This window comes from Citrobacter europaeus (assembly GCF_037482245.1).
GTDB lineage: Bacteria > Pseudomonadota > Gammaproteobacteria > Enterobacterales > Enterobacteriaceae > Citrobacter > Citrobacter europaeus.
The window spans coordinates 4,930,932-4,951,746 of record NZ_CP148084.1; the positions used below are offsets into that span (position 1 = coordinate 4,930,932).

Sequence of the window (20,815 nt, forward strand, 5' to 3'; positions counted from 1 at the left end):
TATGGAGTCATCCTTACGTTTAGTGGCGATCACCAACTGTCCGGCGGGGATCGCCCACACTTATATGGTGGCAGAGGCGCTGGAGCAAAAAGCGCGCTCGCTCGGCCACACGATTAAAGTCGAAACCCAGGGCTCAAGCGGCGTCGAAAACCGCCTGAGCAATGAAGAGATTGCCGCAGCCGATTATGTCATTCTGGCCACCGGTCGCGGCCTGAGCGGCGAAGACCGGGCGCGTTTTGCCGGGAAAAAAGTCTATGAAATCGCCATTTCCCAGGCGCTAAAAAATATCGACCTGATTTTTACGCAGTTACCGACGCATTCCCAACTTTTCGCCGCCGATAGCAGCGTGAAGCTGGGAAAACAGGAGGTCCAGCACGGTAGCGTAATGAGCCACCTGATGGCGGGCGTTTCCGCCGCGCTGCCGTTTGTTATCGGCGGCGGTATTCTGGTCGCCATCGCCAATATGCTGGTACAGTTCGGTTTGCCCTATACCGATATGTCGAAAGGCGCGCCGTCGTTCACCTGGATTGTTGAATCGATCGGCTATCTGGGCTTTACCTTTATGATCCCGATTATGGGGGCATATATTGCCTGGTCGATTGCCGATAAACCCGCTTTTGCCCCAGCATTTCTGGTGTGTTATCTGGCGAACGATAAAGGCCTGCTGGGTACGCAGTCCGGCGCAGGATTTCTCGGCGCGGTCGTACTCGGGCTGGCAATTGGCTACTTTGTCCTGTGGTTTCGCAAGGTTCGCCTCGGCAAAGCGCTACAGCCACTGCTTGGTTCTATGCTGATCCCGTTTGTCACTTTACTGGTGTTCGGCGTACTGACTTACTACGTCATCGGCCCGGTGATGTCCGACATCATGGGCGGTCTGCTGCACTTCCTGAACACCATTCCGCCATCCATGAAAATGGGCGCGGCCTTCCTCGTTGGTGCGATGCTGGCGTTTGATATGGGCGGGCCAATCAATAAAACGGCCTGGTTCTTCTGCTTCTCGCTGCTGGAAAAACATATCTATGACTGGTACGCCATCGTCGGTGTGGTGGCGCTGATGCCGCCCGTCGCGGCGGGAATCGCTACCTATTTAGCGCCCAAACTGTTTACCCAACAGGAGAAGGCCGCCGCCAGCAGTGCGATTGTCGTCGGCGCCACCGTCGCCACCGAGCCGGCCATCCCCTACGCACTGGCCGCGCCGCTGCCGATGATTACCGCCAATACGCTCTCCGGTGGCATTACCGGCATGCTGGTTATCGCCTTTGGAATCAAACGCCTCGCGCCGGGTTTAGGTATCTTTGATCCGCTGATTGGCCTGATGTCTCCGGTGGGATCATTTTACCTGGTGCTGGCTATCGGTCTGGCACTGAACATTTCGTTAATTATCATCCTGAAAGGGTTGTGGCTGAAACGTAAAGCCGCGCAGCAGGAGCTTGCCCATGAACATTGAGTTACTTCAGCAGCTATGCGAAGCCAGCGCCGTCAGCGGCGATGAACAGGAAGTTCGTACTCTTCTCATTAACGCGCTGGAATCCAGCGTCGATGAAATCACCTTCGACGGCCTCGGTAGCTTTGTCGCCCGCAAAGGCAACCGCGGGCCGAAGGTGGCGGTTGTCGGCCATATGGATGAAGTCGGCTTTATGGTCACGCATATCGACGAGAGCGGATTTTTGCGCTTCACCACCATTGGTGGTTGGTGGAGCCAGTCGATGCTCAATCATCGGGTCTCTATCCGTACCCGTAAAGGCGTTAAAATCCCTGGCATCATCGGCTCCGTGGCGCCGCATGCTTTGACGGAAAAGCAGAAACAGCAGCCGCTGACCTTTGACGAGATGTTTATCGATATTGGTGCTAACAGCCACGAAGAAGTAGAAAAAAACGGGATTGCGATCGGTGACTTCATTAGCCCGGAAGCCAATTTCGCTCGCTGGGGCGAAGATAAGATCGTCGGTAAAGCGCTGGATAACCGCGTCGGCTGCGCCCTGATGGCTGAGCTTTTACAAACCGTCGATAACCCCGACATTACCCTGTACGGCGTGGGCAGCGTGGAAGAAGAGGTGGGGCTGCGCGGAGCGCAAACCTCGGCCGAGCATATCAAGCCCGACGTGGTGATCGTGCTGGATACCGCAGTTGCGGGCGATGTGCCCGGAATCGACGCCATCAAATACCCGCTCAAGCTTGGTGAGGGTCCTGGTCTGATGCTGTTCGATAAGCGCTATTTCCCGAATCAACAACTGGTCGCCACATTAAAAGAGTGTGCAGAAAGCAGCGGTGCGTCATTGCAGTTCTGTAGTATGAAAAGCGGGGCGACGGACGGCGGACGCTATAACGTTATGGGAGGGGGTCGTCCGGTGGCGGCACTCTGCCTGCCGACACGTTATCTCCACGCCAACAGCGGCATGATTTCCGCATCGGATTACAACGCGCTGTTTACCCTGGTGCGCGAACTGCTCACCTCGCTGACGGCCGAAAAGATCTGCGCGTTCACTGATTTTCGCCAGGAGAGTTAATGCTATCAGAACGCCAGTTAAAGATTGTCGATCACCTCGAACAGCAGCCGTGTTCGCTGGGCGAGCTGGCGCGGCAAACTGGCGTGTCGGGCAGAACCATCCTGCGTGATATTGATTACCTCAACTTTACCCTCAGCGGTAAGGCCCGCATTCAGCCCGGTGGTAGTGCAGGATATCAGTTGGAAATTGTCGACAGACGCGGTTATTTTCAGCTTCTGCAACGCCATGATAATGATGACCGGTTGCTGGCCTTTCTTCTGCTTAATACCTTTACACCCCGCGTACAGCTGGCTTCAGCACTCAATTTACCTGAAACCTGGGTGGCCGATCGTCTCCCGCGTTTGAAACAGCGCTATGAGCGCGCCTTTTGTCTTGCCAGCCGCCCGGGAGTCGGTCATTTCATTGATGAACCAGAAGAAAAGCGCATAATCCTGCTGGCAAATCTGCTTAAAAAAGATCCACTCTTAATTCCACTGCCAGGTATTACCCGAGACAACATCGACAGGCTCAACACTGCATGTGAAAAACTTGATGAATTCCCGTTCATCTCGGGAGAGTACCTGGCAAGTCTGGTGCTGGCAGTCTACGCCCTGCGTAATCAGCTCACCGGATCGTGGCCGGAGTGTCGGTATATATCACTGAAAAATGCGGTGGAACAAGGAGGAGTCTACCTGGGCGAAAACGCTTTCAGAACCCTGATCGGTCTTCTGGAAATCAGGCAACGTCAGGCAATGACCATCTCGGCCGATGCGGTGACCTGCTTGTTAAAAAGCGTTCCCGGCATTGCCGCGTTGAACGTTATCGATGCCCAACTGGTTGAAAATATTACCGGCCACCTGCTGAGATGCGTCTCTGCCCCGGTTTGGGTACCGGAGCATCGCCAGAGCAGTATGCATAACCTGAAGTCTACCTGGCCTGCCGCTTTCGATTTGAGTTTGCGTTTTATCGCCCTGTTGCGCGAAAAACTGGATATCCCGCTGTTCGATAGCGATCTCATCGGGCTTTACTTCGCCTGTGCGCTGGAGCGGCATCAAAACGAGCGTCAGCCGGTCATTTTATTATCCGACCAGAATGCTATCGCCACCATCAACCAACAGGCTATTGAGCGGGATGTCCTGAATTGTCGGGTGATCATTGCGCGAAATACAAGTGAAGTCAGCGCCATCAGCGAAGAAATCACCCCGCTGTTAATCGTCAACAATAGTCACTATCTGCTTGATGAATCTCTAAAAAATACATTAACTATCAAGAATATTATCACCGCAGCGGGTACCGAGCAGATCAAACACTTTCTTGCGACGGCCTTTATCCGCCAGCAGCCCGAACGTTTCTTTTTACAGCAGGGCTGCTTCCATTACGCCAATATGAAGGCCGAAAGCTGGCAGAGTATCATCGGTCGGATCTGCGGCCAGCTTGTGGCTCAGGGCCATATCACTGAGGACGAAGCGCTACGCATTTGCGCCCGGGAGCATGAAGGTGAAAACCTGATAGTGAATCGCCTGGCGATTCCTCATTGCTGGAGCGAACAGGAGCGTCGTTTCCGCGGTTTCTTTATCACCCTCGCGCAGCCCATTTTGGTGAATAACGAACCGGTCAGTCATGTCCTGATCGCCTGTGCCGCCGCTGAGGCGCGGCATGAACTAAAAATCTTCAGTTATTTATCCAGCGTACTGAGCAGCCATCAGGCTGATACTATTGCGGGATTGACCGGATATGAAGCGTTTATTGCATTGCTCAGGCAGTAAATATCAGAAATGAAAAAAGCGCCTCAAGGGCGCTCTTTCGACAGTACTAAGGTATCTTATTTCAGCAGTTCTGCGGTCATGTGCACGCGGTTGCCGGTGTAAGCCTGAGTGATTTTATAATCGCTGGCGCCTGCACGTTCAGCCTGAGCGGCAATTTTTGCTTCAGCGCTTTCCAGCGTAGAACCGGTTGCGGTAACGGTCTGAGCAGCGAAAGAACCGAAAGAAGTAGCCAGAGCGATAACTGCGACAAAAGTTTTGATGCTTTTCATGATATAAACCCTTTAACTAAGTTGTTTGAGTAAGGCACCGTGCCTTGATGTGATAAATAATAGGCTGATAATCGAACAACTAAAAGCGGAATGATTTGCCAGTCTCATTCAAATTATTTGAGAGATAAGATGTCACATAATCGGGAATCACAATGGCTTGCAGGCAGCCGAAGAAAAACGCAACCGGCGGGAAGTTGGTTACTGCGTCAGGGTGAACCGCAAAGTAAAATTCATCTTTTACATCATGGCGTTGCACGTGCGGTGTATCACGCAGACAGTGGCGTTGAAAGGGTTAAAGAGTTCTACTTTGCCGGGGAATACTGCTTTTTGTACCTGAACTGGCTAACCAACACGCCTGCTGATTACAGTCTGCAAATGATCGCCGCTGGCGAAACCAGTGAAATACCGCTGGCGTTGCTGGATGCGCCGGAAAATCAGGATATTAGGACCCAGCTACTGGTCCAGCAGTTGATCTATAAAGAGAAAAAAGAACAAATGCTGCTGCTCAATACCCCAGAGCAACGCTACCAGTACGTACAAACACACTTCCCGGACTGGGAGTCGCAGCTCACTCAGCGCGATCTCGCCAACTATATCGGCATTACTCCCGTTAGCCTGTCTCGTATTCGCCAGCGTCTTAACAAAGGTTAACGCCTTACGTTGATGCGTCGATTATTGTCCCGTCACTCTTCAATTGTTGGCGCACATTATGAACGCATTTCTCCTCTCTCAGATTCTGGCTGGCATCAGCTTTTTGTTGGATATTTCCGCTTTTCATTTTCAGCGCCGGGCTATCACCTTATCTCTGCTCACCAGTTCCACTTCCCTGTTGGCTATCCATTTCTATCTTTTGGATCAACACGCTGCAGCTGGGTTAATGATCATTGCCGCATGCCGCTACGCGACGGCCATCGTCACGTTTCACCGCTGGGCGATGTGGGGATTTATGCTGGGATCGCTGCTGTGTAGCGTTTATCTTTGGCAAAATCTGTCGAGTATTTTGCCGCTGATGGGAAGCCTGCTGATGACCTTTGCGTCGTTTCAAAAACGCAGCGGAAAACTACGGGGTTACACATTGTGCGGTAGCCTGTGTTGGCTACTGAACAATATGATTATCGGCTCGCCAGTTGCCGTAATCATGGAACTGGCATTTTCAGGCAGCATTCTGGCCGCCTGGTGGCGTCACAGCGCGATCAGACGTTGCGGATGCGTGTAGACCGTCGCCCTGCCCGGTTTGCAAAAACCCACCAGCGTCAGGTTACAGCGTTCGGCAACTTCCACGGCAAGCGTGGTCGCCGCAGAGACGGCAAACAGAATTTCCACGCCGCACATTGCCGACTTCTGCACCATCTCGTAGCTGGCGCGGCTGGAGACTAATACTGCGCCTTGCTGCCAGACCTCCCCTTCGATTGCGCGTCGCCCCAGCAGTTTATCCAGCGCAACATGACGCCCGACATCTTCATGCCCACCCGCCAGATGACCTGACGGCTGAACCCAGGCAGCCGCGTGCGTGCAGCCTGTCAGTTGCCCAACAGGTTGGAAATCAGGGAGATGCCGTAAAGCGTTATCGAGATGCCCCAGATCGAATGTCTGGGTAAACGGCAGCGGCTGGACCGGCTTGCCAATATCATTAAGCTGTTCCACACCACAAACACCGCAGCCGGTGCGACCGGCCAGAGCGCGACGACGTTCTTTCAGCCCCATAAAGCGACGGCTGGACAACTCAACCTGCACTTCCAATCCGTTGCAGGAAGGCACTACGTCCATCGCGTAAATATCTTGTGGGGACTCAATGATGCCCTCAGAAAGTGAAAAACCTATCGCGAAGTGCTCAAGATCTTTCGGTGATGCCATCATCACCACGTGTGAAATCCCGTTGAATACCAGCGCCACAGGCACTTCTTCAGCTACCTCATCAGGCTGAGGATGTTGCAAATCCTCGCGTTTCCAGAGGGTCAACTGACGAGATCCTGTCGGAGATGTCACATTCTTGATGTTTTCTTGAATAATCTTATTCACTTTCTTTTAACCATATTGGAACACACATACCAACATTGTGGTATTCTTTACAAACCCCTCCTGGACGGAGGGAAATTCACCCAATTCTGGACCTTTGCGGTCCCGTCCGCAAAGAAAAATAACAACCACTTCCCTCGCGTTCGCGTTATAGAAAAGCGGAGGGAACGTGACAATGTCGAAACAAGGAGCGAACCATGCAGGTCAGCAGAAGGCAGTTCTTTAAGATCTGCGCTGGCGGTATGGCAGGCACCACGGCAGCGGCACTGGGCTTTGCACCCGGCGTAGCGCTCGCGGAAACACGGCAATATAAACTGCTGCGCACCCGTGAAACCCGTAACACCTGCACTTACTGTTCCGTTGGCTGTGGACTGTTAATGTACAGCCTCGGTGACGGAGCTAAAAACGCCAAAGCATCCATCTTCCATATCGAAGGGGACCCGGATCACCCGGTGAACCGTGGCGCGCTGTGCCCGAAAGGGGCAGGACTTGTGGACTTCATCCACTCCGAAAGCCGCCTGAAATTCCCGGAATACCGCGCACCAGGCTCTGATAAGTGGCAACAGATTAGCTGGGATGAGGCATTTGACCGCATCGCTAAGCTGATGAAAGAAGACCGCGACGCTAACTACGTTGCACAAAACGCCGAAGGCGTAACCGTTAACCGCTGGCTTTCCACCGGGATGCTGTGTGCTTCCGCTTCCAGTAACGAAACCGGCTATTTAACGCAAAAATTCTCCCGCGCGCTCGGTATGCTCGCGGTCGACAACCAGGCACGCGTCTGACACGGACCAACGGTAGCAAGTCTTGCTCCAACATTTGGTCGCGGTGCGATGACCAACCACTGGGTCGACATTAAAAACGCCAACCTCGTTGTGGTGATGGGCGGTAACGCCGCTGAAGCTCACCCGGTCGGATTCCGCTGGGCGATGGAAGCCAAAATTCACAACGGCGCGAAGCTGATTGTTATCGATCCGCGCTTTACGCGAACCGCCGCGGTAGCTGATTTCTATGCTCCGATTCGTTCCGGTACTGACATTGCTTTCCTGTCAGGCGTCTTGCTGTACCTGCTGAACAACGAAAAATTCAACCGCGAATACACTGAGGCCTATACCAACGCCAGCCTGATCGTGCGTGAGGATTACGGTTTCGAAGATGGCCTGTTCACCGGCTACGACGCGGATAAACGCAAGTATGACAAAACCAGCTGGAACTACGAACTGGATGAAAAAGGCTTCGCCAAACGCGACGTCACCCTGCAACATCCGCGCTGCGTGTGGAACCTGCTGAAACAGCACGTCTCCCGCTACACGCCGGACGTCGTAGAAAACATCTGCGGGACGCCAAAGGCCGACTTCCTGAAGGTCTGTGAGTACATCGCAGAAACAAGCGCCAAAGATAAAACCGCGTCGTTCCTGTACGCCCTGGGCTGGACGCAACACTCCGTGGGTGCGCAGAACATCCGTACCATGGCGATGATCCAGTTGCTGCTTGGCAATATGGGGATGGCAGGCGGCGGCGTTAACGCCCTGCGCGGTCACTCCAACATTCAGGGTTTGACCGACTTAGGCCTGCTGTCACAAAGCCTGCCAGGCTATATGACGCTGCCGAGCGAAAAACAGACTGACCTGCAAACCTATCTTGCCGCCAACACACCAAAACCGTTGCTGGAAGGTCAGGTGAACTACTGGGGCAACTATCCGAAATTCTTCGTTTCGATGATGAAAGCCTTCTTTGGCGATAAAGCGACAGCAGAAAACAGCTGGGGCTTCGACTGGCTGCCGAAGTGGGATAAAGGGTACGACGTCCTGCAGTACTTCGAGATGATGAACCAGGGCAAAGTGAATGGCTATATCTGCCAGGGCTTTAACCCGGTCGCGTCATTCCCGAATAAAAACAAAGTTGTGGCTTCACTGTCCAAACTGAAGTTCCTGGTCACTATCGACCCACTCAACACTGAGACTTCCACCTTCTGGCAGAACCACGGTGAGTCGAACGATGTTGACCCGTCGAAAATCCAGACCGAAGTATTCCGTCTGCCATCCACCTGCTTCGCCGAAGAGAATGGTTCTATCGTCAACTCCGGTCGCTGGCTGCAGTGGCACTGGAAAGGCGCTGATGCCCCAGGGATTGCCGTTACCGATGGCGAAATCCTCGCTGGTATCTTCTTACGCCTGCGTAAGATGTATGCCGAGCAGGGTGGCGCGAACCCGGAACAGGTGCTGAGCATGACCTGGAACTACTCCACCCCACACGAACCGGCTTCGGAAGAAGTGGCGATGGAGAGTAACGGTAAAGCGCTGGCCGACATTACCGACCCGGCAACCGGTGCGGTTATCGTCAAGAAAGGCCAACAGCTTAGCTCGTTCGCCCAACTGCGTGACGATGGCACGACCTCCAGCGGCTGCTGGATTTTTGCCGGTAGCTGGACGCCGGAAGGCAACCAGATGGCACGTCGCGATAATGCCGACCCGTCAGGCCTTGGCAATACGCTGGGCTGGGCATGGGCGTGGCCGCTCAACCGACGTATTCTGTACAACCGCGCCTCTGCTGACCCGCAGGGGAATCCGTGGGATCCAAAACGTCAGATCCTGAAATGGGACGGGGCAAAATGGAGCGGGATGGATATTCCGGACTACAGCGCCGCCGCACCGGGCAGCAACGTTGGGCCGTTCATCATGCAGCCGGAAGGGATGGGACGCCTGTTTGCTATCGATAAGATGGCGGAAGGTCCGTTCCCGGAACACTACGAGCCGTTTGAAACGCCGCTGGGCACTAACCCGCTGCACCCGAACGTTATCTCTAACCCTGCCGCACGTATCTTTAAAGGTGACGCGGAAGCACTGGGTAAAGCAGATAAGTTCCCGTACGTCGGTACGACCTACCGTCTGACCGAGCACTTCCACTACTGGACCAAGCACGCGCTGCTGAACGCCATCGCTCAGCCGGAACAGTTTGTGGAAATTGGCGAGAAGCTGGCGAATAAGCTCGGTATCTCCCATGGCGATACCGTCAAAGTCTCCTCTAACCGCGGCTACATTAAGGCCAAAGCGGTGGTGACTAAACGTATTCGCACGCTGAAGGCTAACGGTAAGGATATCGACACTATCGGTATTCCGATTCACTGGGGCTACGAAGGTGTGGCGAAAAAAGGCTTTATCGCTAACACGTTAACGCCATTCGTCGGTGATGCGAACACGCAGACGCCGGAATTTAAGTCCTTCCTCGTGAACGTGGAAAAGGTGGATACCCAATAGATTTCAGATTGCAGGCAGGCGGTGACGCCAGGCATTCCGGGAACGTAGAAAACTACGTGACTGGAATGCCTAAGGAAACCAACGAACCTGCAAACTGAAAGATGAAGGGTAAACGGAGACGAATTATGGCTTATCAAACTCAAGATATTATCCGCCGTTCTGCGACCAACAGTTTCACCCCCGCGCCTCAGGCGCGGGACCATCAGGAAGAGGTGGCGAAGCTTATCGACGTCACCACCTGTATCGGCTGTAAAGCGTGTCAGGTGGCGTGTTCTGAATGGAACGACATCCGTGATGAAGTGGGTAACAACGTTGGGGTGTACGACAACCCGGCTGATTTGACCGCTAAATCCTGGACGGTAATGCGCTTCTCAGAAGTGGAACAAAACGACAAACTGGAATGGCTTATCCGCAAGGATGGCTGTATGCACTGTGCCGATCCGGGCTGCCTGAAGGCGTGTCCGGCTGAAGGCGCAATCATTCAGTATGCCAACGGGATCGTCGACTTCCAGTCCGAGCAGTGCATCGGCTGTGGCTACTGTATCGCGGGCTGTCCATTCGATGTACCGCGCCTCAATCCGGAAGACAACCGCGTCTACAAATGTACGCTGTGCGTTGACCGTGTGGTGGTCGGGCAAGAACCGGCCTGCGTGAAAACCTGCCCAACGGGCGCCATTCATTTCGGCACCAAAGAGTCGATGAAAACGCTGGCCGGCGAGCGCGTAGCGGAGCTGAAAACGCGTGGTTACGAAAACGCGGGTCTGTACGATCCGGCAGGCGTTGGCGGTACGCACGTAATGTACGTATTGCACCATGCCGACAAGCCGAATCTGTACCACGGTCTGCCGGAGAACCCGGAAATCAGCGCCACCGTGAAATTCTGGAAAGGCATCTGGAAACCTCTCGCAGCCGTCGGCTTTGCAGCGACATTTGCGGCCAGTATCTTCCACTACGTCGGCGTAGGCCCGAACCGTGCGGAAGAGGAAGAAGACAATCTGCATGAAGAAAAAGACGAGGTGCGCAAATGAAACGACGTGACACCATCGTGCGCTACACGGCGCCGGAACGCATCAACCACTGGATCACCGCCTTCTGCTTCATTCTGGCGGCAGTGAGCGGGATGGGCTTTCTCTTCCCATCTTTTAACTGGCTGATGCACATCATGGGCACTCCGCAACTGGCGCGAATTGTGCACCCGTTTGTCGGCGTGATCATGTTTGCCTCGTTTATCATCATGTTTTTCCGTTACTGGCACCACAATCTAATCAATCGGGATGATATCTTTTGGGCGAAGAATATTCGTAAGATTGTCGTCAACGAGGAAGTAGGTGACACGGGACGTTATAACTTCGGCCAGAAATGCGTATTCTGGGCGGCGATTATCTTCCTGGTCCTGTTGCTGGTGAGCGGAGTGGTCATCTGGCGTCCGTATTTTGCGCCTGCTTTCTCAATCCCGGTGATCCGATTCGCGTTAATGCTGCATTCATTTGCCGCAGTAGCGTTAATTGTGGTTATCATGGTGCACATTTACGCCGCCCTTTGGGTGAAAGGCACCATTACCGCGATGGTGGAAGGATGGGTTACCAGCTCATGGGCGAAGAAACATCACCCGCGCTGGTACCGTGAAGTCCGCCAGAAACAGGAAAAGTCATCTGAATGAGTATTCGCATAATCCCGCAAGATGAGCTGGAGAAGAGCGAGAAACGCACGGCGGATATGATTCCGCCGTTATTATTCCCCAGACTCAAAAATTTGTATAACCGCCGCGCTGAGCGTCTGCGCGAGCTGGCCGAGAACAACCCGCTTGGCGATTATCTGCGCTTTGCCGCGCTGATCGCACACGCGCAGGAAGTGGTGTTGTACGACCATCCGCTGCAGATAGATCTGACCGCTCGCATCAAAGAAGCGAACGATCAGGGCAAACCGCCGCTGGACATTCACGTCCTGCCACGCGACAAGCACTGGCAAAAACTGCTGCAATCGTTAATTGCTGAGCTGAAGCCGGAGATGAGCGGCCCTGCACTAGCCGTGATCGAGAATCTGGAAAAAGCCTCAGAGCAGGAACTGGAGCTGATGGCCAGCGCGCTGTTTGCCTCTGATTTCGCCTCCGTCAGCAGCGACAAAGCGCCGTTCATTTGGGCTGCCCTGTCGCTCTACTGGGCGCAGATGGCAAGCCTGATCCCCGGCAAAGCCCGTGCGGAATACGGTGAACAGCGTCAGTACTGCCCGGTGTGTGGTTCAATGCCGGTCTCCAGCATGGTGCAAATCGGTACCACTCAGGGGCTGCGCTATCTGCACTGCAACCTGTGTGAAACCGAGTGGCACGTGGTGCGCGTGAAGTGCAGCAACTGCGAACAGAGCCGTGATTTGAACTACTGGTCGCTGGATAACGAACAGGCAGCGATTAAAGCTGAAAGCTGCGGCGACTGCGGGACTTACCTGAAGATTCTCTATCAGGAAAAAGACCCGAAAGTTGAGGCAGTAGCTGACGATCTCGCTTCACTGATGCTGGACGCTCACATGGAGCAAGAGGGCTTCGCCCGCAGCTCCATCAACCCGTTCTTATTCCCGGGTGAAGGGGAGTAAGTTCTCCGTACCACCGGGCGGCGTAGGTCGCCCGGGTTATAACGCATACGGCGTGACCACGCCTGATATGCCTGCAAAATCCTTGGTATTACGCGTAACCAATGTAAGACGATGAATCTGCGCAGTGGCCAAAATAATGGCATCCGGCAATTTCATCCCATGCTCCTGTCTGATACTCACGCTTCGTTCAGCAATATCCTGTGAAATGTCGATCACGTTAAAAGCGCCTAGCGCAACGCGAGTAAGGGCTTCCTGATGGTATTTTTTTGCGCCCACCATCACCTCCATCCATGTAATGAGGCTGATTGCATTCTGCGGCGGCCATGTTTCTAGCGCTAGTTTTGCTTCATTTCTCCCGCTAAAAAGGTCGATGAGGATGTTGGTATCAAAAAGAGCTGATCCTTTGACCATTACCATTCCTCACGGAGTTTACGCTGGTATTCAACACCATCTTCCTCACAGCCTTGCCACAGCCCAAGAGCACGTGAAATTGTTGTTTCAGCCTGATCCTGCCTCTCAAGATACTGTTCAACGGCCTCCCGCAAGAGTTCTGCTCGCGGCAGGTTGCGCTGAACCTTGAGATCATCAAGACATTTAATCACCTCATCTGATAAATCGAGTAAAATTCTGCCCATATCCATCCCAGCCATCATACTCACATATACCTCCAGTATATCATCAGCGATTAATTTCCACACAACATACACCTGAGAAAAGTGGGAAAGTAGCCTTCACGCGAACGATTTTTATTTTTGCGAGCAGCTTTCCAGAATCATACCCGCCCCCTTTTTTCCCATTTTCATTCGTGAGTATCCAGGTTATAAAACTGTATATATATACAGATAAGGAGAATAATAAATGGCACTGGAAAACGGGATTGCACAGCTTGTTGAGGCATTTATCGCGGCGAGACGCCCTTCTTCACGTGAGCAGAATATTGATGACCGGAGAGCAGGCTACATCGCCAGCACTGCACTGGCAGGAGAAACTGAAACCCGCGTACAGGTTGAAGATATTGAACTCGATGCCATGACGTTTCGCGTTGTTTCGCCGCGGGGCAGCACAGGAAATCTCCCCTGCGTTATCTATTATCACGGCGGCTGCTTTGTCAGCGGTGGATTCGCCACCCATGATAATCAGCTAAGGCAGCTCGCGTGGTACAGCGGCTGTCGGGTGATTGCGGTGCAATATCGCCTCGCACCAGAGCACACCTTCCCGGCAGCGCATAACGATGCTGAATCGGGGGCCAATATTATCTGGAAGTATGCCCAGAAACTGGGAGTCGACCGCAGCAACATTACGCTTGCCGGTGACAGCGCGGGCGGGCATCTGGCGCTGGTCACCGCACTACGCCTGAAAGCTAGCGGACAATGGCAACCTGCGCAGCTTATGTTGATCTACCCGATGCTGGACGCAACCGTCAGGTTTGCGAGCTATGACCATAATGGACAGGATTACATTATCACCCGCGACACGCTGCTGTCGGGCTACGAGATGTATATGCCGCAAACCGATCCACTGCATCCCGAAGTCAGCCCACTCTGGCGCGAAGACTTCAACGGTTTGCCGCCCACGCACATCATTACAGCTGAATTCGACCCACTGCGAGATGAAGGCGAGGCCCTGTATCAACGGTTCCAGGAGCAGGGCGTGGAGTGCACTTGCCAACGCTATCTCGGCGTTATCCACGGATTTTTCCAGTTGACTGGGGTGAGCCAGGCAGCACGAAGCGTTATGCGGGATGTGGCCTGGCGCGTCATAAATTCTACAGCAGTAAGACATGCTTAATTAATATTTTGTTTTCATCTTGAAAACTTGATTGCTTTACGTTATTTTGTTTTCAGGTTGAAAACCTTGTAATGGAACTACACCGTGCATGTTATCAGCCGAAAACCTTTCAACGAAGCTATGCTCATGTATCCAAACCATGAGCTTGCTCTCGCTGATTTACTGAATGTTTTGGAGAAAAAAACATTCATTAAGCCTGAAGAGATGAAGAAGTATATTCCTTCACTGGATAATTTTAAGTACAGAGATAAATGGTGGGTGATTGATGTTTCTGGTAACAGCCTAAGACTCATTTCCTACATAGATTTCAGGTCACATAAAATATTTGTCAAACATATCGTTTCCCATGCCGAATATGACAAACTGACAGCATATTATCGGGGTAATAAAGAATGAGAACGCATCGTCATATGGATGCAGCCAGCGCAAAAAAGATCGTTGATACCTTCAGCGATGCGGTAAAAAATCTCCCACTGTTGGGGGTAGAACGAAATGACACTGAGTATCGCAGGGCACTAGCGCTAGTAGAATTTCTAATTGACCACGACGATCTTGAAAACCCCCTGTTCCAATTACTCAGTGCCCGAATCAGTGAATACGAAAAACATGCGCCTGAATTCAAAGCACTCAATCAACACCTGGAGAAAACTCCCTCTGGTGTTTCAGTATTGCGAACGCTCATGGACCAATACGGTCTCAAAGCAGCAGATCTTGCCAACGAACTTGGTTCTAAATCGAACGTCAGCAACATCTTAAATGGTCGCAGAGCACTGACTGTAAGCCATATCAAAGCGCTTGCAGAACGCTTTAACCTTCCGGCAGACGCATTCATCGAGTAGAGAAGATACCCTCTGACCTACTCTTCCTCGTTCCCGCCCTCTTCATATGCGCCAAACGGTTTTGCGGGTAGCACAATGTAGGTGCCTTCAAACACCACGCCCGGCGTGTCATCGCCAAATACCCCGACCTGCATCTGAACGCGCGCCTTGCGGCCTCTTGCCAGACGGTCCAGGTCACCGCTCAGCGAGCCCAGGTCGGCGATGGCGGTAGGCTTCCCGGTGATCGGCCTGCTGTATCGGATATGCGCGTCCGCGAGGATTATGGTCCCGCCCAGATGACGCTCGCGCAACATTAGCCAGATAAGCCCCCAGCCCGTTAACGTCGCCAGTGAAAACAGGCTTCCGGCAAACAGCGTATGGTGCGGGTTCTGATTACCGGTCTCGGGCATCGTGGTAATAAATTTCTGCCCGGTGTACTGCTGAATGCGCACGCCCATTTTCTCACTCAAGGGAATATGTTCGTACCAGGCTTGCTGTAACTGTCCGCACCAGTCGCCGCGATGGAGAATATCGTCCAGCGTCGCGATGGGCTTAATCATCAAAAAGTGGCGCACCGGTGTGGTTTGCGGCGTGGTGATTTCTCCCTGGCTCACAAACCCGAGTTTGGCGAAAAATTCGACCGCATCTTCACGGGCGCTACAGGTTACGCGCTTTACCCCTTCCTGACGCGCCACAGACTCCAGGGTCATCGCCATCAGCGTGCCCAACCCTTTCTCCTGTACGGAGGGGTCTACGGCCATAAAGCGTATCGAGGCTTCGTTATCCGCATTGATATACAAACGCCCAACCGCGACCAGATTCCCCTCTTCGTCCACCACCATCTGGTGATGCGCCATCGCATCCCAGGCATCCCGTTCGGAGCCTTTGGGCTGGTGCAAGGGTTTACGCAGCATCTCCCAGCGAAACTGGTAGTAACGCTCCAATTCTTCTTCTGTTTGCGGTACTCGAAGGTGATACATAGTCGTATTCTCTCTTGTTGCCCGCGGCCACACCGGTAGCTGGTTCATACTTGTAACCAGAACGTCACGGGACCATCATTAACCAGTGAAACCTGCATATCCGCAGCGAAACGACCGGTTTGCGTATTCATTTCCTGTTGGCGGCAACGCTCAACAAAGTACTCATACAGGGCTTCTGCCCGCTCGGGCGCTGCGCCTTTTGAAAAGCCCGGACGCATGCCGCGCTCAGTATCTGCCGCCAACGTAAATTGCGAGACCACCAGCACACTGCCGCCTGACTGCTGCACATTCAGGTTCATTTTGCCTTCGGCATCGCTAAAGATTCGATAGCCGAGTACGCGTTCGCACAGGCGGTTCGCTTTTTGTTCGTCATCATCCCTTTCGACACCTAACAGGACCAAAAGTCCTGGGCCAATTTCACCCGTCACCTCGCCCTCCACAGTGACGCTGGCACGGGTTACGCGCTGAATTAATGCAATCATGGTTGCTCTGCTTCTTCTTGTTCTGCGGCTTGTTTAAGTTTGCGGTATTCCCCGAGAGTGACAGTTATTTCCGCGCCTAGCAAGACGATACACCACGTCCAGTATACCCAGACAAATAAAATGGGGATCACCGCCAGGACACCGTAAATGAGCTGATACGACGGGAACATCGTGATGTAGAGCGCAAATCCTTTCTTTCCGGCTTCGAACAACACGGCGGCCACAAAAGCGCCAATAACCGCATCACGATTGGGTACACGGGTTGTCGGTACAATGCTGTAAAGCAGCCAGAACGAGAGCCAGGAAAGCACCAGCGGGAAAATACGCAGAACGTTATCAATCACCGTGTTGAGATCGCTGGCCCAACGCAATGACAATAGATAAGAGCTGATCGCCAGACTGGCCCCCGCCAGCAGCGGCCCCAGCGTTAAAATCATCCAGTAAACGGCGAAAGAGTAAACTTTAGGGCGAGTGCGTTTACTGCGCCAGATAGTATTCAGCGCATTATCAATGGCATACATCAATAATAACGCCGTAACAATCAGCCCACATGCTCCAACGGCGGTCATTTTGTTCGAGTTGGCGACAAACTGTTCGATATAACGCTGGATAACGTCACCCGTCGCCGGGATAAAGTTTGCGAAAATAAAATGCCGCAACTGGACACTAACGTCAGAAAACATCGGAAAGGCGGCAAAAAGAGCAAACACAACGGCAATAAGCGGCACTAATGAGAGCAATGAAACGTAGGCAAGATTCCCTGCCAGCGTCGTCATGTTGTCTTCATCAATCCGCTGCCATAGTAGCTTCAGCCAGGCCCGTACAGGACGCGTATGGTGCCTGGCTTGTTGCTGAACATTTTTTAGCATAACAACTTCGCGAAATAGTCAGGAATGGTCGTTTTATCGACGACCTGGATACTGGTAATCCCTAACCGATTGGCCCCTTCAATATTATCGGCGTTGTCGTCAAAAAAGATCGCATCTTGCGCAGAAAAACCTTCAGACTGCAGGACGTGCTGGTAAATCCGCGCTTCCGGTTTACGCATGCCCAGGTCCTGGGAAAGATAAATATGGTCAGCAGCCTGACGGATCTCAGGGTATTCATCTGGCCAAAACGTCGTGTGCAAACGGTTAGTATTCGACAAGACGACCACCCGATGCCCCTGCTCACGCAGCTTATGCATGATGTCGATAACCTCAGGGCGCAAGGCGACAAAAACGGCCTGCCAACCGTGAGAGAACTGCTCGTAACTGAGCGGCAACGCCATGTCATGGCATAGCGCCTCCGCAAAAGCTTCATCCGTTATTTCACCTCGCTCGTGCTGGTGAAAAGCCTCCCCCATGGTGAAACTTTGCTTTAACGAGGCCAGCGGTACACGGCTCAAATCGCTCCATGTGCCTAACACGCGATTGAAGTCGATATCGACAATCACATTACCCAAATCAAAGATATAGAGCATGCCCTTCTCCTTATTCGCCGTGGATGAATAACTGTAGCGGGAAAGGAGAAGTTTGACTATGTGAGAGTGATGACTACGAACTTATCGAGCCATCACTGGAGAGAATTACACGGCCAGAGCATCGTCCTGTGAAGGACTCACTTGCACAATTTCCACCTGCTGTGACTGGAGTAAATTATGCAATGCGGGACCTGGGTATTCATCGGTAAACAACGCGGTCACCTGAGACACGTTACCAATTTCTACCGCGGCAGAAGCCGTATATTTCGTATGGTCCGCAGCCAGCAGAATGTGTCTTGAATGGGACATCATCGTTTTCACTACGCTGGCTTCATTGACATCAAACTCCAGTAGCGCGCCATCACTTTCAATCGCGCCAACGCTGGTAACCAGGTAGTCGGCCCGAAAATCAGCGACAAATGCCGAGGCAGAAGGGCCAATGATGCCACTGTTATGCGGACGTAACGTTCCCCCCGGCACCATGACTTCAAAACGTGGGTTGTTATACAGAATGTGCGCCACACGCAGGCTGTTGGTGATAATGCGCAAATGATTATGGTTTAACAGTGCGCGCGCCACCTGCTCAACGGTGGTGCCAATGGTAATAAACACCGTTGACCCATCAGGAATGTAATCAGCCACCGCTTCCGCGATGGCTTTTTTCTCTTCCGTCCAGGAGACTTCACGCTGCTCAAACGCCGTATTCACCACGCTGGAAGCTCTACCCGCGCCACCATGATGACGGGTAATTAATCCCTGCTCGCTGAGTTTACGAATATCACGACGCACAGTTTGCGTGGACACGTCCAGCAGGCTGGCGAGCTCGTCGATGTTCATATAACCGCGCTCGCTAATCAGCATCAGCAGTTGATCGTGTCGCGGGTTACCGGTCAGTTCGGTAAGACTCATGAAATTTCCTCGAAAAACCATTGCCCTGGCATTTTATACAAAAAGTGACAGAAAAGATCGGGTTTGATCACAGTCAGGGATTCCGGCTCTTCCTCCCGGACGTGTACATTTTAGCGCAGCAACCCCGCTGGCGAACCTGACAGCCCCTTCCGGAGCATCGCCGTCAGCCAGGCTGAATGCGAGCGCACCGTGGAAAACATCCCCCGCCCCCGTTGTGTCAACGACGTCGACTTTAAATCCAGATTGATGCTGCAACGTATTATTTTTTATCCAGTCACAGCCTTCGCTCCCGCGTGTCACATAAACATGACCATTTGTGAGCGTTTGTGCTTGTTTCAGTCCAGCGACAGGATCGCTTATCCCGGTTAAACGCGCCAGACCAGGTTCAGAGAATGCAGCATGATCGCTTAACGCCACCAGTTCACTAATACCCTGTGGCGTTACATCGCCATCCAAAACCGTCATCACTCCCGCCTGACGCGCCAGCGTGAACGCCTGCCTGGCCCCTTCGTGCCAGCGAACATCCGCCAACACCACATCCCACTGGGAAAAATCGATCTCATTGAGCCAATCAGCATCCGGCAGTAAATCCGGGCTGGGATAGTTAACGATAATCCGTTCACCTTGCGCATCAACCATAATCGCCGATTGCGAAGACTTTGCCCCCACGTAGCGCCGGGTGTAGCGGGTGTTTACCCCCAGGGATTCCAGCTCCGCCAGCAGGCTATTTCCGGTGTCGTCATCGCCCACACGGCCAATAAAGTCCACCTGCGCGCCCAGCTTCGCTGCAGCCACTGCGGCCGTTGCAGCAGGCCCGCCGCCCACTTCCGTATAACGCTTCGCCACATACTTACCTCCTTCAGTCGGTAAACCTTCCACGTAATAGATGCGATCCATCACGGCAATACCTACACAAGCAATACGAATCATGGTCATTCCTTAGGCGTTTCAAGATGGGATCATTTTAATTTCACAAAATGTTTAAAAAGTGACGGCTGTCAATTTTTTGACCATAAATTACAAATACGATCAAAAACAGACAAAAACAAACGACCTTAAATGACAAAAAATGACATCCACGTCTCAGGAGAACGTTATGGCAGTTATAGCATTTATCGGATTAGGTCAGATGGGTTCACCCATGGCGAGCAACTTGCTGAAGCAGGGTCATCAACTCAGCGTCTTTGACGTTAACCCGGATGCCGTTCAGCGCCTGGTGGAAAAAGGAGCACAGCCTGCCAACAACCCGGCCCAGGCGGCAAAGGGGGCAGAATTTGTCATCACCATGCTGCCAAACGGCGATCTGGTGCGTAGCGTATTGTTCGGGGAGCAGGGTATCTGCGAAAGCCTCTCCCCGCAGGCGTTAGTGATTGATATGTCGACTATTCACCCACTGCAAACCGACAAGTTGATCGCCGATATGCGTGCCAAAGGTTTCGACATGATGGATTGCCCGGTTGGACGCACCTCCGATCACGCTATCGCGGGAACGCTGTTGCTGCTGGCAGGTGGAACGGCACAGCAGGTAGAACGCGCCACATCAGTTCTGATGGCGATGGGTAATGAATTGATCAATGCAGGGGGTCCCGGCATGGGGATCCGCGTGAAGCTCATCAACAACTACATGAGTATTGCGCTAAATGCCCTGTCTGCTGAAGCCGCCGTGCTGTGCGAAGCGCTCGGCCTCTCCTTCGATGTGGCCTTAAAAGTGATGAGCGGAACGCCTGCCGGAAAAGGTCACTTCACCACCTCCTGGCCAAACAAAGTGCTGAAAGGCGATCTTTCCCCGGCCTTTATGATCGATTTAGCTCACAAGGATCTTGGCATCGCCCTGGACGTTGCCAACCAACTGCATGTGCCGATGCCGCTCGGCGCCGCCTCCCGCGAAGTCTATAACCAGGCACGCGCCGCTGGCCGTGGCCGGGAAGACTGGACGGCAATTCTCGAACAGGTTCGCGCATCCGCCGGGCTAAATAAACACACAGATAAGTAAGGA

General features: G+C 53.0%; 23 protein-coding genes. 13 read left to right on the plus strand and 10 right to left on the minus strand.

The features are described from left to right. The first annotated feature begins 1 nt into the window (after nucleotide 1). The 3 genes from WHR59_RS23085 to WHR59_RS23095 are packed head-to-tail and all read left to right on the plus strand — an operon-like array spanning nucleotide 2 to nucleotide 4,252. Entirely contained in the window at nucleotides 2–1,447 is a 1,446-nt protein-coding gene (locus WHR59_RS23085) for a PTS fructose-like transporter subunit IIBC (RefSeq protein ID WP_075145407.1), read from the plus strand. Further along, complete coding sequence (locus tag WHR59_RS23090; RefSeq protein ID WP_100193808.1) at nucleotides 1,437–2,507, plus strand: aminopeptidase; 1,071 nt, start codon at nucleotides 1,437–1,439, stop codon at nucleotides 2,505–2,507. The genes WHR59_RS23085 and WHR59_RS23090 overlap by 11 nt, the downstream gene beginning before the upstream one ends. Next, nucleotides 2,507–4,252 carry a putative frv operon regulatory protein gene (locus WHR59_RS23095; protein WP_181634180.1) on the plus strand — a complete coding sequence of 582 codons (1,746 nt, stop codon included), beginning with the start codon at nucleotides 2,507–2,509 and terminating at the stop codon, nucleotides 4,250–4,252. The genes WHR59_RS23090 and WHR59_RS23095 overlap by 1 nt, the downstream gene beginning before the upstream one ends. Before the next feature lie 56 nt (nucleotides 4,253–4,308). On the opposite strand, the gene WHR59_RS23100 is transcribed toward WHR59_RS23095, so the two are convergent. Next, a complete protein-coding gene (locus WHR59_RS23100; RefSeq protein ID WP_003825262.1) occupies nucleotides 4,309–4,521 on the minus strand; it encodes a DUF1471 domain-containing protein in 213 nt (70 codons plus the stop codon). 129 nt (nucleotides 4,522–4,650) lie between these two features. Here WHR59_RS23100 and WHR59_RS23105 point away from each other — a divergent pair, with 129 nt between their 5' ends. Further along, nucleotides 4,651–5,172: a Crp/Fnr family transcriptional regulator gene (locus tag WHR59_RS23105; RefSeq protein ID WP_043018891.1), complete on the plus strand. Its 522-nt coding sequence runs from the start codon at nucleotides 4,651–4,653 to the stop codon at nucleotides 5,170–5,172. Between the two features lie 58 nt (nucleotides 5,173–5,230). Beyond that, nucleotides 5,231–5,737 (plus strand): YgjV family protein, encoded by a 507-nt coding sequence (locus tag WHR59_RS23110; protein ID WP_286517637.1) that lies wholly within the window; start codon nucleotides 5,231–5,233, stop codon nucleotides 5,735–5,737. Here WHR59_RS23110 and fdhD read toward each other — a convergent pair. Then, on the minus strand, nucleotides 5,704–6,540 hold the full coding sequence (fdhD, locus tag WHR59_RS23115; RefSeq protein WP_072033901.1) for a formate dehydrogenase accessory sulfurtransferase FdhD: 837 nt from the start codon (nucleotides 6,538–6,540) through the stop codon (nucleotides 5,704–5,706). The genes WHR59_RS23110 and fdhD overlap by 34 nt on opposite strands. Nucleotides 6,541–6,734: 194 nt before the next feature. Here fdhD and fdnG point away from each other — a divergent pair, with 194 nt between their 5' ends. The 4 genes from fdnG to fdhE all read left to right on the plus strand — a co-directional run bounded on the left by fdnG (nucleotide 6,735) and on the right by fdhE (nucleotide 12,380). After that, nucleotides 6,735–9,794: a formate dehydrogenase-N subunit alpha gene (gene fdnG, locus WHR59_RS23120; RefSeq protein ID WP_213732179.1), complete on the plus strand. Its 3,060-nt coding sequence runs from the start codon at nucleotides 6,735–6,737 to the stop codon at nucleotides 9,792–9,794. 125 nt (nucleotides 9,795–9,919) lie between these two features. Next, nucleotides 9,920–10,822, plus strand: coding sequence for a formate dehydrogenase O subunit beta (fdoH, locus tag WHR59_RS23125; protein ID WP_075145413.1), 903 nt, complete (start codon nucleotides 9,920–9,922; stop codon nucleotides 10,820–10,822). Further along, nucleotides 10,819–11,454 (plus strand): formate dehydrogenase cytochrome b556 subunit, encoded by a 636-nt coding sequence (gene fdoI / locus WHR59_RS23130; protein WP_003028686.1) that lies wholly within the window; start codon nucleotides 10,819–10,821, stop codon nucleotides 11,452–11,454. The genes fdoH and fdoI overlap by 4 nt, the downstream gene beginning before the upstream one ends. Next, on the plus strand, nucleotides 11,451–12,380 hold the full coding sequence (gene fdhE, locus WHR59_RS23135; protein ID WP_043018887.1) for a formate dehydrogenase accessory protein FdhE: 930 nt from the start codon (nucleotides 11,451–11,453) through the stop codon (nucleotides 12,378–12,380). Before fdoI ends, fdhE begins: the two co-directional genes overlap by 4 nt. Nucleotides 12,381–12,416: 36 nt before the next feature. Here fdhE and WHR59_RS23140 read toward each other — a convergent pair whose 3' ends face one another. Continuing rightward, on the minus strand, nucleotides 12,417–12,791 hold the full coding sequence (locus tag WHR59_RS23140; RefSeq protein ID WP_087050718.1) for a type II toxin-antitoxin system VapC family toxin: 375 nt from the start codon (nucleotides 12,789–12,791) through the stop codon (nucleotides 12,417–12,419). After that, nucleotides 12,791–13,033 carry a CopG family transcriptional regulator gene (locus WHR59_RS23145; RefSeq protein ID WP_338844089.1) on the minus strand — a complete coding sequence of 81 codons (243 nt, stop codon included), beginning with the start codon at nucleotides 13,031–13,033 and terminating at the stop codon, nucleotides 12,791–12,793. Before WHR59_RS23145 ends, WHR59_RS23140 begins: the two co-directional genes overlap by 1 nt. A 205-nt stretch (nucleotides 13,034–13,238) precedes the next feature. Between WHR59_RS23145 and WHR59_RS23150 the strand changes: the two genes are divergently transcribed. From WHR59_RS23150 to WHR59_RS23160, 3 genes are all read left to right on the plus strand, one after another. Further along, on the plus strand, nucleotides 13,239–14,168 hold the full coding sequence (locus tag WHR59_RS23150) for an alpha/beta hydrolase (RefSeq protein ID WP_338843485.1): 930 nt from the start codon (nucleotides 13,239–13,241) through the stop codon (nucleotides 14,166–14,168). Nucleotides 14,169–14,252: 84 nt separating this feature from the next. Then, the gene (locus WHR59_RS23155) at nucleotides 14,253–14,564 is read left to right on the plus strand and encodes a type II toxin-antitoxin system HigB family toxin (protein ID WP_181230924.1); all 312 of its coding nucleotides are present in this window, start codon (nucleotides 14,253–14,255) and stop codon (nucleotides 14,562–14,564) included. Further along, complete coding sequence (locus tag WHR59_RS23160) at nucleotides 14,561–15,007, plus strand: helix-turn-helix domain-containing protein (RefSeq protein ID WP_075145416.1); 447 nt, start codon at nucleotides 14,561–14,563, stop codon at nucleotides 15,005–15,007. The genes WHR59_RS23155 and WHR59_RS23160 overlap by 4 nt, the downstream gene beginning before the upstream one ends. A 17-nt stretch (nucleotides 15,008–15,024) precedes the next feature. Here WHR59_RS23160 and fabY read toward each other — a convergent pair whose 3' ends face one another. From fabY to WHR59_RS23190, 6 genes are all read right to left on the minus strand, one after another. Further along, entirely contained in the window at nucleotides 15,025–15,966 is a 942-nt protein-coding gene (fabY, locus tag WHR59_RS23165; RefSeq protein WP_003825286.1) for a fatty acid biosynthesis protein FabY, read from the minus strand. A gap of 44 nt (nucleotides 15,967–16,010) precedes the next feature. Further along, nucleotides 16,011–16,448: a D-aminoacyl-tRNA deacylase gene (dtd, locus tag WHR59_RS23170; RefSeq protein WP_003028671.1), complete on the minus strand. Its 438-nt coding sequence runs from the start codon at nucleotides 16,446–16,448 to the stop codon at nucleotides 16,011–16,013. Further along, nucleotides 16,445–17,317, minus strand: coding sequence for a virulence factor BrkB family protein (locus tag WHR59_RS23175; protein ID WP_043018884.1), 873 nt, complete (start codon nucleotides 17,315–17,317; stop codon nucleotides 16,445–16,447). Before WHR59_RS23175 ends, dtd begins: the two co-directional genes overlap by 4 nt. Then, the gene (gene yihX, locus WHR59_RS23180) at nucleotides 17,311–17,910 is read right to left on the minus strand and encodes a glucose-1-phosphatase (RefSeq protein ID WP_043018883.1); all 600 of its coding nucleotides are present in this window, start codon (nucleotides 17,908–17,910) and stop codon (nucleotides 17,311–17,313) included. Before yihX ends, WHR59_RS23175 begins: the two co-directional genes overlap by 7 nt. A gap of 105 nt (nucleotides 17,911–18,015) precedes the next feature. Then, on the minus strand, nucleotides 18,016–18,819 hold the full coding sequence (locus WHR59_RS23185; protein ID WP_003847907.1) for a DeoR/GlpR family DNA-binding transcription regulator: 804 nt from the start codon (nucleotides 18,817–18,819) through the stop codon (nucleotides 18,016–18,018). 33 nt (nucleotides 18,820–18,852) lie between these two features. Next, complete coding sequence (locus tag WHR59_RS23190) at nucleotides 18,853–19,749, minus strand: sugar kinase (protein ID WP_047407495.1); 897 nt, start codon at nucleotides 19,747–19,749, stop codon at nucleotides 18,853–18,855. Nucleotides 19,750–19,915: 166 nt separating this feature from the next. Here WHR59_RS23190 and yihU point away from each other — a divergent pair, with 166 nt between their 5' ends. Continuing rightward, nucleotides 19,916–20,812 carry a sulfolactaldehyde 3-reductase gene (gene yihU, locus WHR59_RS23195; protein ID WP_312637588.1) on the plus strand — a complete coding sequence of 299 codons (897 nt, stop codon included), beginning with the start codon at nucleotides 19,916–19,918 and terminating at the stop codon, nucleotides 20,810–20,812. Nucleotides 20,813–20,815: the final 3 nt, after the last annotated feature.